The sequence below is a fragment of the Rhizobium sp. RAF36 genome, from assembly GCF_052114105.1.
In the GTDB taxonomy this organism is placed as follows: Bacteria; Pseudomonadota; Alphaproteobacteria; order Rhizobiales; family Rhizobiaceae; genus Rhizobium.
Genome location: NZ_JBFREC010000002.1, coordinates 906,845 through 918,645, shown reverse-complemented (window position 1 = coordinate 918,645; position 11,801 = coordinate 906,845). Strand labels below are relative to the sequence as shown.

The window sequence follows — 11,801 nt, the reverse complement described above, 5'->3', positions numbered from 1 at the left end:
GCGCGGTGGCTGGATTCCTGTGACAAGCACGGGAATGAGGGAGATGTGGGTGGGCCGAAAGAAAAAGGCACCCTTGTGGGGTGCCTTTTAAAGTCTATCGCGCCAGCTTTGCGCTTGCGCTTCGACCGTTTGGCCTACTGCCAGACGACGATCGGGCTCTTCTGGGGAACGCGGTCGTAGAGGTCGATGATGTCCTGGTTGAGCAGGCGGACGCAGCCGGAGGATACGGCCTTGCCGATCGAGCGCCAGTCGGGATTGCCGTGCAGGCGGTAGAGCGAATCTTCGCCATTCGAGAAGATGTAGAGCGCGCGGGCGCCGAGCGGGTTCTTGAGGCCCGGCTCCATGCCGCCATTGGCGATCGAATATTTGGTGAGCTCCGGCTGGCGGGCGACCATTTCATTCGGTGGCTTCCAGCGCGGCCATTTCTGCTTCCACTGGATGACGCCGTTGCCGGACCAGGCAAAGCCCTCGCGGCCGATACCGACGCCATAGCGCATTGCCGTGCCGCCCGGCTGGACGACATAGAGGAAGCGCGAGGGCGTATCGACGACGATCGTACCCGGCGCCTGGCCGGTGGGGTCGATGACCTGCTGGCGATAGAAGCGCGGATCGATCTGCTTGTAGGGCACCGGCGGGATCAGGAAGCCACCATCTTCGATCGGGCCATACATGACTTCCAGTTCGGCATCGGTGGGAGCCGGCGTCGTCTGGAAGAGCCTGGGAACGCGGAAGGCTACGGGCTGAACGCCCGGGGCGCTGGATGTGGATGCGCAGCCGGCAAGCGCGGAGGCCGCGGTCAATGCCGAGAAAGACAGAAAGCTGCGGCGGGAAATGGGGTTTTCGAAGCTCATGGCCTGGGAGGGACTTCCTTCTGACGCGGAACCGGCCCGTAACGGCAGGCCGGTCCCCGTTTGATTCATTCGACGCGATGAACGTCTCTCAGAAATCTATCGGCCCCAGCTAAATAAACCATAGCTTCACGAAGTCTTGTCCAGCAGTGAGCGCACGATATCGGTGGCGCTGTTGCGCTGCTACATCACAACGATCTCAGCCTTGGCGGAAACCCGGTCGTAGAGATCGACGACATCCTGGTTCAGCATGCGCACGCAGCCCGACGAGGTGGCCTTGCCGATCGACTGCCATTCGGGCGTGCCGTGGATACGGTAGAGCGTATCCTTGCCATCATGGAAGATATACATGGCGCGGGCGCCGAGCGGATTGCCGAGGCCGGGGTTCATGCCGCCGTTCTCGGCGGAGAAGGAGCGCACGTCGGGCTGGCGCTGAACCATTTCATCGGGCGGCGTCCAGCGCGGCCATTTCTGCTTCCACTGGATCACGCCACGGCCCGACCAGGCATAGCCCTCGCGGCCGAGACCGACGCCGTAGCGCATGGCCTTGCCATTGGGCTCGATGAGATAGAGATGCTTGGTCCGGGTATCGACGACGATCGTCCCGGGCTTTTCGTTGCTCGGATAATCGACTTCCTGGCGCAGGTACTCGGAGCTGACGCGGCTGACGGGAATGGCCGGCAGCCGGAAATCGCCATCCTGCTTTTCGGCATACATCGCGACGCTGACCGGATTGCTGACCGGCAGGCCGTAGGTCCGGCTGGATGCAGCACTTGGGATGCCGTAGGTGACGCCCGGATCGGTCGCGCCCAAGGTCCGGCCTGGAATGCCGTAGCTCTGATTGTAGATCGTCGCCGGAACGCCGGGTCTCTGCGGCACGGGCGCATCGATCGGGCGGACGCGATTGGGATTGGTGCCCGGCTGATAGAAGACCGGCGCGGTCTCCTGGACGAAACGTGCAGGATCGGTTGCGCCGGTATCGGGGATCAGCACGTTGCAGCCGGCAAGAGACATGGCAGCAACAGCAAGTCCGGCAAGAGGGAGCACCCGGCGCAAGAATTCCATAAATCCACCCTTATCGAAATCGGCAGAGAAACATATCTGCCGGGAGGATGGCATTTGCGGCTGGCGTGAAGCTGGTGTCGGGCTGCCCTTACGCCGCCACGCCCTGGAAGAAATGGATGCTCTGGGCGATCTCGGCGGGGAGTGCGGATGTGTGATTTCCGGCCACCGTATCGGTTTCGATGCGGATGTTGGCGCGGCGGGCACGGCGGGCGAGTAGGTCGGCGCGGTCGTTGAAGTGGTCTTCCTCGGTGCCATGCATGACGCGCAGCGGGCATTTGAAGCTTTCGGCATAGCAGAGTGCCGTGCGAACCTCGAATTCGCGCTCGTTGCTGTCGTCGAAGCGGATATCCTGCGGGTAGCGGTTGAAGAAACGGAAGGCGTCCGGATTGCCCGAAATGGGGGCTGCGGCGCGGAACTTGTGGGTGGACATCGAAGCGAGCATGGTCAGCGTGCCGCCGATGCTGTGGCCGGCGATGAAGAGGCGATTCTGATCGACGCCCGGCAGATGCGCCATGCGATCAGCGGCGGCGAGCACGTCGTCCACTTCGTCGTAGAAGCCGGAGAAATTGCCCATCTGGCCGTTTTCACCGCGCACCGATGGCATCATCACCACGAAACCGGCATCCATATAGGGCTTCATCAGGTTCCAGTGGCCCATGCCCATGGCATTGCCGCCATGGAGGAAGAGCACAGCCGGTTTCGGCTGGCGGGTGCGCTTGTATTTGCTGACCCAGGCGACGAGCTCGAGTTCGCTCCCGGCGCCCGAGCGGTAGAAGATCTGATCGCCATCTGCGGGGGCAACGAGGTTTTCGTATTTGTCCGGGGCCGGTCCCTTCTGCAGCAGCTTGGTGCGGAAATGGGTGCGCACCTTGGCGTAGTCGTGCGCGATCAGCTTCGGCTTCAGGGGAACATCGAAAGCGCGGGCCATCCCCGGCAGCAGCAGGCTTCCAGCAAGACCCGCAAGAACCGAGCGGCGCTGACGGAAGAAGGCATTCTGGTCATCGGTCATTGTTCAGCACTCTATGTACCCGGCTCTCAAAATGTGCCTGCAAACTCTGTTGCGGCCAATACACATTGTGTTGAAAATGTGATCCTGCGGCATTTTGCGCACAGCCGCTATTCCGCCGCCTTAGCGTCGATCATGGCGACCAGCGTTTCCAGCCGGTCGGCCTCGTAGCTCGGCTTGTCCGGACGCAGGCGCGAAATACGCGGGAAGCGCATGGCCACGCCGGATTTGTGGCGGGTCGAACGGTTGATGCCCTCGAAGGCGACTTCGACGACGAAGCCGAACTCCTTATCGGCGCGGACGGCGCGAACCGGGCCAAAACGTTCGGTCGTGTTGTTGCGCACGAACTTGTCGAGCACTTCGAGTTCCTGATCGGTGAAGCCGAAATAGGCCTTGCCGACGGGTACCAGCTGCTCGCCATCGGGCATCTCGGCCCAGACGCCGAAGGTGAAGTCGGAATAGTAACTGGAGCGCTTGCCATGGCCGCGCTGGGCATACATCAGCACGGCATCGACATTATAGGGATTGCGCTTCCACTTGAACCAGGGGCCCTTCATGCGGCCCGCCTGGTAGATGCTGTCGCGGCGCTTAATCATCACGCCTTCGATGACGGGATCGGGCGGCGTGGAGCGCAACTCGTCGAGCTCGTCCCAGGTCGTGAAATCAACCAGCGGCGAGAGGTCGAACCGGTCGTGCGGCGCCTGTTCGATGATCTCGGAGAGGCGATCCCGGCGCTCGGTGTAGACGCTGCCACGCACATCCTCCTCGCCATCGAAGAGCAGGTCGTAGGCGCGGATGAAGGCCGGGTATTCCTCCAGCATCTTGCCCGAGACAGTCTTGCGGTTCAGCCGCTGCTGCAGGTCGGAGAAGGTGCGGGTCGGATTGTTGGAACGCGCCGTGCCGCCGACCAGGAGTTCGCCATCGACGACGCCGTTGAAGCTGATCGCGTCCAGAATATCAGGGAAGGCGCCGGAAATATCATCGCCGGAGCGGGAATAGATCTTTCGCGTGTCACCAGAGCGGGAGAGCTGCACGCGGATGCCGTCCCATTTCCATTCTGCGGCATAGTCTTTCGGGTCGAGATTGGTGAGGTCTCCCTCCTCGACGGGATTGGCGAGCATGACGGAATGAAAGATCGCCGGTGTCGCCAGGATCGGCTTGCCGCCCCTGCCTTCCAGCCATTCGAAAAGCGATTCGTAGGGCGGCTCGAGGCCATGCCACAGCGTCTCGATCTCGGTGACGTCCTTTGCCCCGAGTTCGGCGAGCGCCTGTTTGGCGAGGCGGGCCGAGACGCCGATGCGCAGCGCGCCGGTGGCGAGCTTGATGAAGGCGAAGCGGCCGGAGGAATCGAGCCGGTCGAGGAGATCACGGACATAGCTGCGGACTTCGGTGCGACCGAGCGCATTCATCTGGCTGATCACCTCGCCGAGACGAGGCTGGGCGAGCGCGGAGCGTTCGATGTCCTTTTCGTTGTCCCAGACCAGAGAAATGGTTTCGGCGAGATCGCCGACATAGTCGTAGGAATAGCGGAACAGCACCTCGTCCATGCGCTCCAGCACCAGTTCGCGGAGCATGGCAGGCTTGACGTTGCGGACTTCAAGCGTGCCGGCGATGGCGGCAAGGCCGTAGCCACGGTCGGGGTCGGGCGTGTCGCGGAAGTAATCGGTGAGGAGCTTGAGTTTGCCGTTGCGGCTCGGGGTGAGGACCAGGCGGTCGAGGAGGTCGGCGAAGGGTTTCATGGGTGGGCCTCGCCGGCGTTGCGGGTGTGGTACCCCCCTCTGCCCTGCCGGGCATCTCCCCCACAAGGGGGGAGATCGACTCGTGGTAACGGCCTCCCAAAGCAATTAGGGTTCGAGCGAGCGGTTGCGCCCAGCCAATCTCCCCACCTGTGGAGATGCCCGGCAGGGCAGAGGGGGGCTGGCGAGGCGCAATGGCCGGCGGACATAAGCTCCCCCATCAATCCCCCTCATCCTCATAGCCCACCAGATGCAACGGCCGGGCCTTGACGCCCTGCAGCTCGCACCAGCGCACCAACGCCTCCTCGCGCCCATGCGTTACCCAGACTTCGGAAGGGTGCAGTTCGGTGATCGTCTCCGTCAGTTCAGGCCAGTCGCAGTGATCTGAGATGACGAGCGGCAGTTCGACGCCATTCTGCTTGGCGCGCTGGCGCACCATCATCCAGCCCGACGCGAAGGCGGGGAGCGGTTCGTGGAAGCGGCGCGCCCAGCGGTCGGCGAAGGCAGACGACGGGCCGACGACGATGGCCCCCTTGAAGGCGGACTTGTCGCGGCCTTCGACGGTGGCGGGCGGGAGATCACCGAGGTCGATCCCCTGCCCCTGATAATAATCGCAGAGCCGCTCCATGGCGCCGTGGATATAGATCGGCTGGTCGTAGCCGGCATCACGCAGCAGGCGGATGACGCGCTGCGCCTTTCCGAGAGCATAAGCGCCGATCAGATGGGTGCGCTCGGGAAACTGGCGGAGCGAGGCGAAGACCTTGCGGATCTCGTCCATCGGGTCCGGGTGGTGGAAAACAGGAAGACCGAAGGTCGCCTCGGTGATGAAGACGTCGCAGGCGATGGGCTCGTAAGCGGCGCAGGTCGGGTCCGGACGGCGCTTGTAGTCACCAGAGGCAACGATGCGAGTGCCGTTCTTCTCGACGGCGATCTGCGCCGATCCGAGCACATGCCCGGCCGGATGGAAGCTGACCTTGACGCCGTTGACATCGATCTCATCGCCGAAGGCGGCGGCCTGCTCGCTGCCGGCGAAATCGTCGCCATAGCGCAGCCGCATGATATCGAGCGTCTGGCGGGTGGCCAGCACATGGCGGTGGCCGGGCCGTGCGTGATCGGAATGTCCGTGGGTGACAAGCGCCCGATCGACCGGCCGGACAGGATCGATATAGAACCCGCCTTCCGGGCAGAACAGCCCTTCGGGGGCAGGATACAGCAGGGCGTCGGGTCGCATCATCCAGGGGAAGATAGCGGGAATGATGCGAAGAGCCAGAGGCAGCCAGAAATTGGCCGGATGCCGCCTATTTCAAGAGCTTCACCACCTCATCGACAGGCAGTGGCTTGGCAAACCTGTAGCCCTGGGCCTCCTCGCACTTCGCCCAGCGCAGGAATTCCAGCTGGGCGTCGCTTTCGACACCTTCGGCGACAACCGTGAGCTTCAGGGTCTTGGCGAGCGAGATGACGGCGGAGGCGATGGCGACGGCGGTCTTGTCGGCCGGGAGCGCTTCCACCAGCGAGCGGTCCATTTTCAGGCGGTCGAAGGGGAAGGTCTTCAGGGCCGCGAGGCTGGAATAGCCGGAGCCGAAATCGTCGATCGACAGGCGTACGCCCAGCCGGTGCAGGCGCGCCATGATGCCGAGTGCCTTGTCGACATCCTGCATGACGGTGCTCTCCGTCAGCTCGAGCTCCAGCCAGCGCGGATCGAGGCGGTGGCGCTCGAGCGCTTCATGGACATGGCAGGCAAAGTCGGGATCAGCGAACTGCTTGGCCGAAACGTTTACGGCGACGGTGACCGGATTCAGCCCCTGATCCTGCCAGTCGCGGGCCTGGCGGCAGGCCTCGTTCAGAACCCAGAGACCAAGCTGGATGATCAGCCCGGTTTCTTCGGCCAGCGGGATGAAATTGCCGGGCGGGACCAGGCCGCGCTGCGGATGCTGCCAGCGCACCAGCGCCTCCAGCCCGGCGGTTCGGCCAGAGGCGACCTCGACCTGCAGCTGATAATGCAGACGCAGCTGATCGCCAACGATCGCCTGACGCAGCTCCTCTTCTTCGCTGAGCGGAATATCGACGGCGTTTTCACCGTCGCCGCTATGATATTGCAGCGTGTTGCGGCCGAGTTCCTTGGCGCGGTACATCGCCTGATCGGCATTGGCGAGCAGCTCTTCGGGCGTACTGCCGCCTGAGGGAAAGGCTGCCACACCGATGCTGCTCGTGACCAGCAACTCCTCGCCATCCAGCGATACCGGCCGGGTGATGGCCTTCTGCAGCTCCCGAAGGCGGCGCAGGATACCGGCGTCGTGGCTGGACTGGTGGACGAGCACGACAAGGAATTCGTCGCCGCCGAGGCGGACAACCATGTCGGAGGCGCGGACGCAATTGGCCATGCGCGCGGCCAGCTCCTTCAGCACCTCGTCGCCTGCGGCATGGCCGCGGCTGTCGTTGATGTCCTTGAAATTATCGAGGTCGATATAGGCGACAGTGACCTTGCGGTTGTTGCGCCCGGCCTGAAACAGCGTCTTGGCCATGCGCTCCTTCAGGAAGGCACGGTTCGGCAGGCCGGTCAGATCGTCGTGGTGGGCCATGAAATAGATGCGTTCGTCGCCGCGCTTGCGCTCGATGGCGATGCCGGCGATGTGGGTAGCGAGCGCGACCATTTCCATCTCGTGGGCGGTCGGCTCGCGGACGGTGTTCGAATAGAGTGCGAAGGTGCCGAGCACATTGTTCTGCGAGGTCAGGACCGGCGCCGACCAGCAGGAACGAAGACCGAATTCGGCGGCCACGCCACGGAAATCCTCCCAGAGCGGATCAATGGTCACATCGGAGACGATGACCGGCTTGCCGCGCCAGGCGGCCGTGCCGCAGGAGCCGACCTTGGGGCCGATCGGGGTGCCGTCGATCAGCCTGCTATAGGCGCCGGGCATGCTGGGTGCAGCACCGTGCAGGAGACGCGTGCCATCACGATCGAGAAGCAGGATCGAGCCGGCAATCCCGTCAAGCTCCGCCTCGACCAGCAGCACCAGCGCTTCGAGGATCATTTCCAACGGCTCGTTGCGGGCGATCATTTCCAGGAGCGCCGACTGGCCGCGGCGGAGGTCTTCCTGGCGCTTGCGCTCGGTAATATCGCGCGAGACGCCAATCAGACCGACGACCTCGCCGCGGTCGTTGCGCAGCGGAATCTTCGAGGTCAGGCGGCACATGGGCTTGCCGCCGGCCACGGGAATGATTTCCTCCATGTCCAGCGCCGGGACGCCCGTCGACATGATCTCCTGCTCGACATCGAAGTATTTGCGGGCGAGATCGAAATCGAAGAGATCGAAGTCGCGCTTGCCGGCGATGTCGGCGGCATTGTCGAAATTGTGGCTGCGGGCAACGACGGCATTGGCAAAGACGAAACGGCTGTCGCGATCCTTGACGTAGAGAAAATCGGGGAGCTCGTGGACGATCGCCTTGAGACGCAGGTTCTCGATGCCATCAGAGTGATGGCGTGCGTTGGCGGCCATCATGGTTTCCGTCGCAGCGACCAGGCGCCTTGTCTCTTCTGCCAGCTCGCCGTCAGACTGCCATTGCGTGGCACTCATTTCATTCATGACGACACTCCGGCCGGCCTGGCGCCGGTGCGCTTGAAAAGTGACAATTGAAACTATGGGCAAGCTAACCGGGATTTCCTTCGGCTTGCTTAAATGGAAAGGTGAACGGGCGCCAAATAATTACCCGCAAGAGTTTGGCATCCGGCGCCCCGGTTACTACAGCGCAAGGTTTTTGTGCCAAAAGCAGGCATGCGCCAATGCGCCGATATCTGTTTCAGGGGCAACGCGCGAAAGGTCTGACATGTACAACCGCCGGGCTATACTTGGGCTCTTCGTATCGAGCCTTGCCCTGATTTCCGCAAGCCGCGCCTCGGCGGTCAGCAAGGCACCAGCGCTGCGCGGCGCGCTCGACGCTTCAAGTCTGCCGAAGGGCAGCCTGCAGGCGATGATCGACGAGGCGGCGAGAAGCGGCACACCGCTCTACCTGCCGCCCGGTACCTACAGGGCGGCAAACCTGGCGCTGCCCGACGGGACGCGGATAGCAGGCGTATCCGGCGCCTCACGCATCCTGCACCGGGGATCGGTGAATTCAGCCGCGGGTGCCGCGCGCATCGAACTGTCAAGCATCTTCATCGAGAGCGACGGCGGCACCGGCGACGAGCTGAACGGCGGGATGGTGCAGCTGACCGGGATCAGCGCGCTCTCGATCGACGATTGCGAATTCCGCGGCGGGGCCAAGCACGGCCTGCGGCTGGAAGGCTGCGCCGGGCGGGTCGAGCGCTCGCGCTTTTCAGGTGCCGGGCAGGCAGGCATCTTCGCCGTCAATTCGACGGGGCTGACCATCGACGGCAATACCGTTAGCGATTGCGGCAATGGCGGCATTCTCGTGCACCGATACGACAAGGGCGAGGACAACAGCGTGGTGACTGGCAACCGGATCAGCCGCATCCGCGCCGATGACGGCGGAACCGGCGAGAACGGTAACGGCATCAACGTGTTCCGGGCCGGCGGGGTGATGATCACCAACAACCACATTTCCGACTGCGCCTTCACCGCGGTCCGCGCCAATTCCGGCGACAACGTGCAGATCAGCAACAACCAGTGCCTACGCTCCGGCGAGACGGCCATCTACGTCGAATTCGCGTTTCAGGGCGCCGTCGTGTCCGGCAATCTCGTCGATGGCGCGGCGAACGGCATCTCGATCGCCAATTTCAACGAGGGCGGCCGGCTGGTCAGCGTCACAGGCAACGTGGTGCGCAACCTGACGCTCAAGGGTCCCTATAAGCCCGACGTCGCTTTCGGCACCGGCATCGCCGCCGAGGCGGATACGGTCATCTCGGGCAACGTCATCGAGGGCGCCCCCTATTGGGCCCTGCAACTCGGCTGGGGACCATATTTGCGCAATCTGGTGGTCACCGGAAACGTCATCCGACAATCGGCCGTTGGCTGCGCGGTGTCGGTGGCGGATGGTGCGGGAACGGCGGTGATCGCCGACAACATCTTCGAAGCCATGAAAGACGGGGCCGTGTTCGGTTATGCCTGGGAAAAGAAGGTTTCGGGCGATCTGACGAAATCAGGCGGCAGCGCCTATCCGCATCTGACGGTCGAGCGCAATCGCATCCTCTGACATCCATCACAAGCTTTCATCGATTCATCAGGGACACCCCCTTTTCGGCGCGCGCGGGGCGACCGTAGTTTCGCGGCAGCAAATCAGGGGACATCGACATGCTGAAGATCTACGGCGTTTACCGCTCCCGCGCATCGCGCGTCTATTGGATGGCCGAGGAGCTCGGCATTCCATTCGAATACATCCCGGTGCTGCAGTCCCACCGGCTTGCCGACCCGGCAGCGGCGGGCGCACCGCTGAACACGCGCTCGCCGGAATTTCTCGCCATCAATCCGATGGCGCTGATCCCGAGCATCAAGGACGGCGATCTTGTCATGCACGAGTCGCTGGCGATCACCGAATATCTCGCCAAGAAGCATGGCGGTCCACTGGCGCCGAAGACGCCAGAGGAAGATGCGCTGATCAACATGTGGACCATCTGGGCCGCATCCGAGGTCGAGGTGCAAACCATCCAGCTCGTCAAGACCTATGACAATGCGCTGGAGAAAACCGAAGGCGGCAAGTCGGTGATCGCGGTAGCATCACGCCAGCTGAAGCGGCCGCTCGACGTGCTCGAACAGCATCTTGCCGGGCGGGAATGGATCGCGGCTGACCGCTTCACGGCAGCTGATCTCAACGTCGCCGAAGTGCTGCGCTATGCGCAGAGCGAGCAGGCGCTCTTCGATGCGCGCCCGAACATCGACGCCTGGATCAAGCGCTGCCAGTCGCGGCCGGCTTACCTGAAGATGCAGGCCGGGCGCACCAACGAGCCTGTCTGATCAGGCAAACAGCGCCAGTGTTTCCCGCATTTCAGAGCGGATCCAATCCTTGAAGGCGCGAACCTTTTTCGGTTCGCGCGTTCCTTCCGCAGTGATGAAATAGTGGCCGAAGCCGGTCCTGGCGCGAATGCCGAACGGGGCGACCAGCTGCCCGGCCTGCAGCGAATAGCCCGCCAGCGTTTGCCAGGCGAGCATCACGCCCTGCCCGGCCATGGCGGCGTCGAGGCAGAGCGAAGCGTCGTTGAAGACATGGCGCGTCGTCAGTGTCGAGCCCGAGAGACCCGCTTCACGCATCCAGACTTCCCAGGCGAACATCGCCTTGCCGTCGATGATGGCCGGAACCTCCAGGATATCGCGCGGCTCGCGAAGGCCTTCGGCAATGCGTGGCGCGCAGACAGGAAACACCTCCTGCTCCAGCAGCAATTCGGCCCTGACGCCGGGCCACTGGCCATTGCCGACGCGGATACCGAGATCGACATCCGAGGCCGCCGGATTGACGAGCTTGGTCGTGGCGTCGATCCGCAGATTGATATCGGGGAACTGTTCGGCGAAGCGATCGATGCGGTAGACCAGCCATCGCGCCGCAAAGACCGGCGCCACCGAAATGGTCAGCGTCGTTTCGTCCGTCTTCTGCGCCATCGACACGGCTTCGGAGAGGCGCGACAGCCCTTCGCTCAGGGCCGCCAGCACTGGTGCACCGGCCTCTGTCACCACCATGCCCTTCGGCGTGCGCTCGAAGATCAACTGATCCAGCTGCGCCTCGGCCTTGATCACCTGCTGGCTGACGGCACCAACGGAGACACCGAGCTCATCGGCCGCCAGCTGCAGCGAGCCGAGACGGCCAACTGCCTCCAGCGCGCGCAGGCCATTCAGATGAACGGAGTTCAGGTTTCGCATATAGTTTTTCTATAGCGAACTGCGGGTAAACTCAATTGATATGAGGACAGATGAGGCCGATACTCGGGGCATAACTTCTACCGGACTTCAACATGAGCAGCGCCTCCCAAGCATGCTATCGTGAGAAGCCGGCAATAGAGAAAGTGAGGCAAGCCATGTTATTGCTGAAGTTTTTCTGGAGCGACAGAGACTCCAAGCACGAACGGGAGATCAACGAGCCGGCCGCCGATCGCGCGTTTGCCGCGATGTCTCAGCGCGAACTCGCCGATCTCCCGTCAACCTTCCCGGCGCCGCAGCCGACACGCTACGAGCTGCCACGGCTTTCAAGGTGTGCGTGAGT

At 63.1% G+C, this 11,801-nt stretch carries 10 protein-coding genes; 3 read left to right on the top strand and 7 right to left on the bottom strand.

The window, feature by feature from the left end:
* Positions 1-134: 134 nt before the first annotated feature.
* From AB4Z25_RS10460 to AB4Z25_RS10435, 6 genes are all read right to left on the bottom strand, one after another.
* A complete protein-coding gene (locus tag AB4Z25_RS10460; RefSeq protein WP_112386362.1) occupies positions 135-851 on the bottom strand; it encodes a L,D-transpeptidase in 717 nt (238 codons plus the stop codon).
* Between the two features lie 180 nt (positions 852-1,031).
* Positions 1,032-1,913 (bottom strand): L,D-transpeptidase, encoded by an 882-nt coding sequence (locus AB4Z25_RS10455; protein ID WP_112517323.1) that lies wholly within the window; start codon positions 1,911-1,913, stop codon positions 1,032-1,034.
* An 88-nt stretch (positions 1,914-2,001) separates the two neighbouring features.
* Positions 2,002-2,922 carry an alpha/beta fold hydrolase gene (locus AB4Z25_RS10450; RefSeq protein ID WP_112537229.1) on the bottom strand — a complete coding sequence of 307 codons (921 nt, stop codon included), beginning with the start codon at positions 2,920-2,922 and terminating at the stop codon, positions 2,002-2,004.
* Positions 2,923-3,029: 107 nt separating this feature from the next.
* Complete coding sequence (locus AB4Z25_RS10445; RefSeq protein WP_112537228.1) at positions 3,030-4,658, bottom strand: cisplatin damage response ATP-dependent DNA ligase; 1,629 nt, start codon at positions 4,656-4,658, stop codon at positions 3,030-3,032.
* A gap of 217 nt (positions 4,659-4,875) precedes the next feature.
* On the bottom strand, positions 4,876-5,886 hold the full coding sequence (locus tag AB4Z25_RS10440) for a ligase-associated DNA damage response exonuclease (protein WP_112537360.1): 1,011 nt from the start codon (positions 5,884-5,886) through the stop codon (positions 4,876-4,878).
* A 67-nt stretch (positions 5,887-5,953) separates the two neighbouring features.
* A complete protein-coding gene (locus AB4Z25_RS10435) occupies positions 5,954-8,239 on the bottom strand; it encodes an EAL domain-containing protein (RefSeq protein WP_112537227.1) in 2,286 nt (761 codons plus the stop codon).
* Positions 8,240-8,480: 241 nt separating this feature from the next.
* On the opposite strand from AB4Z25_RS10435, the gene AB4Z25_RS10430 reads away from it, so the two are divergent.
* Together AB4Z25_RS10430 and AB4Z25_RS10425 are read left to right on the top strand one after the other, a co-directional pair.
* Positions 8,481-9,806, top strand: coding sequence for a TIGR03808 family TAT-translocated repetitive protein (locus tag AB4Z25_RS10430; protein ID WP_112537226.1), 1,326 nt, complete (start codon positions 8,481-8,483; stop codon positions 9,804-9,806).
* 98 nt (positions 9,807-9,904) lie between these two features.
* Positions 9,905-10,564, top strand: a complete 660-nt coding sequence (locus AB4Z25_RS10425; protein ID WP_112537225.1) for a glutathione S-transferase family protein — start codon at positions 9,905-9,907, stop codon at positions 10,562-10,564.
* On the opposite strand, the gene AB4Z25_RS10420 is transcribed toward AB4Z25_RS10425, so the two are convergent.
* Positions 10,565-11,461 (bottom strand): LysR substrate-binding domain-containing protein, encoded by an 897-nt coding sequence (locus AB4Z25_RS10420; RefSeq protein WP_112537224.1) that lies wholly within the window; start codon positions 11,459-11,461, stop codon positions 10,565-10,567.
* Positions 11,462-11,553: 92 nt separating this feature from the next.
* On the opposite strand from AB4Z25_RS10420, the gene AB4Z25_RS10415 reads away from it, so the two are divergent.
* On the top strand, positions 11,554-11,799 hold the full coding sequence (locus tag AB4Z25_RS10415; protein WP_162698652.1) for a hypothetical protein: 246 nt from the start codon (positions 11,554-11,556) through the stop codon (positions 11,797-11,799).
* Positions 11,800-11,801 lie beyond the last annotated feature (2 nt).

Bases quoted from the DNA above. Each gene is read 5' to 3' on its own strand.
- AB4Z25_RS10440 (WP_112537360.1), bottom strand. From the start codon at position 5,886: ATGCGACCCGACGCCCTGCTGTATCCTGCCCCCGAAGGGCTGTTCTGC.
- AB4Z25_RS10420 (WP_112537224.1), bottom strand. From the start codon at position 11,461: ATGCGAAACCTGAACTCCGTTCATCTGAATGGCCTGCGCGCGCTGGAG.
- AB4Z25_RS10450 (WP_112537229.1), bottom strand. From the start codon at position 2,922: ATGACCGATGACCAGAATGCCTTCTTCCGTCAGCGCCGCTCGGTTCTT.
- AB4Z25_RS10415 (WP_162698652.1), top strand. From the start codon at position 11,554: ATGAGCAGCGCCTCCCAAGCATGCTATCGTGAGAAGCCGGCAATAGAG.
- AB4Z25_RS10425 (WP_112537225.1), top strand. From the start codon at position 9,905: ATGCTGAAGATCTACGGCGTTTACCGCTCCCGCGCATCGCGCGTCTAT.
- AB4Z25_RS10430 (WP_112537226.1), top strand. From the start codon at position 8,481: ATGTACAACCGCCGGGCTATACTTGGGCTCTTCGTATCGAGCCTTGCC.
- AB4Z25_RS10435 (WP_112537227.1), bottom strand. From the start codon at position 8,239: ATGAATGAAATGAGTGCCACGCAATGGCAGTCTGACGGCGAGCTGGCA.
- AB4Z25_RS10455 (WP_112517323.1), bottom strand. From the start codon at position 1,913: ATGGAATTCTTGCGCCGGGTGCTCCCTCTTGCCGGACTTGCTGTTGCT.
- AB4Z25_RS10445 (WP_112537228.1), bottom strand. From the start codon at position 4,658: ATGAAACCCTTCGCCGACCTCCTCGACCGCCTGGTCCTCACCCCGAGC.
- AB4Z25_RS10460 (WP_112386362.1), bottom strand. From the start codon at position 851: ATGAGCTTCGAAAACCCCATTTCCCGCCGCAGCTTTCTGTCTTTCTCG.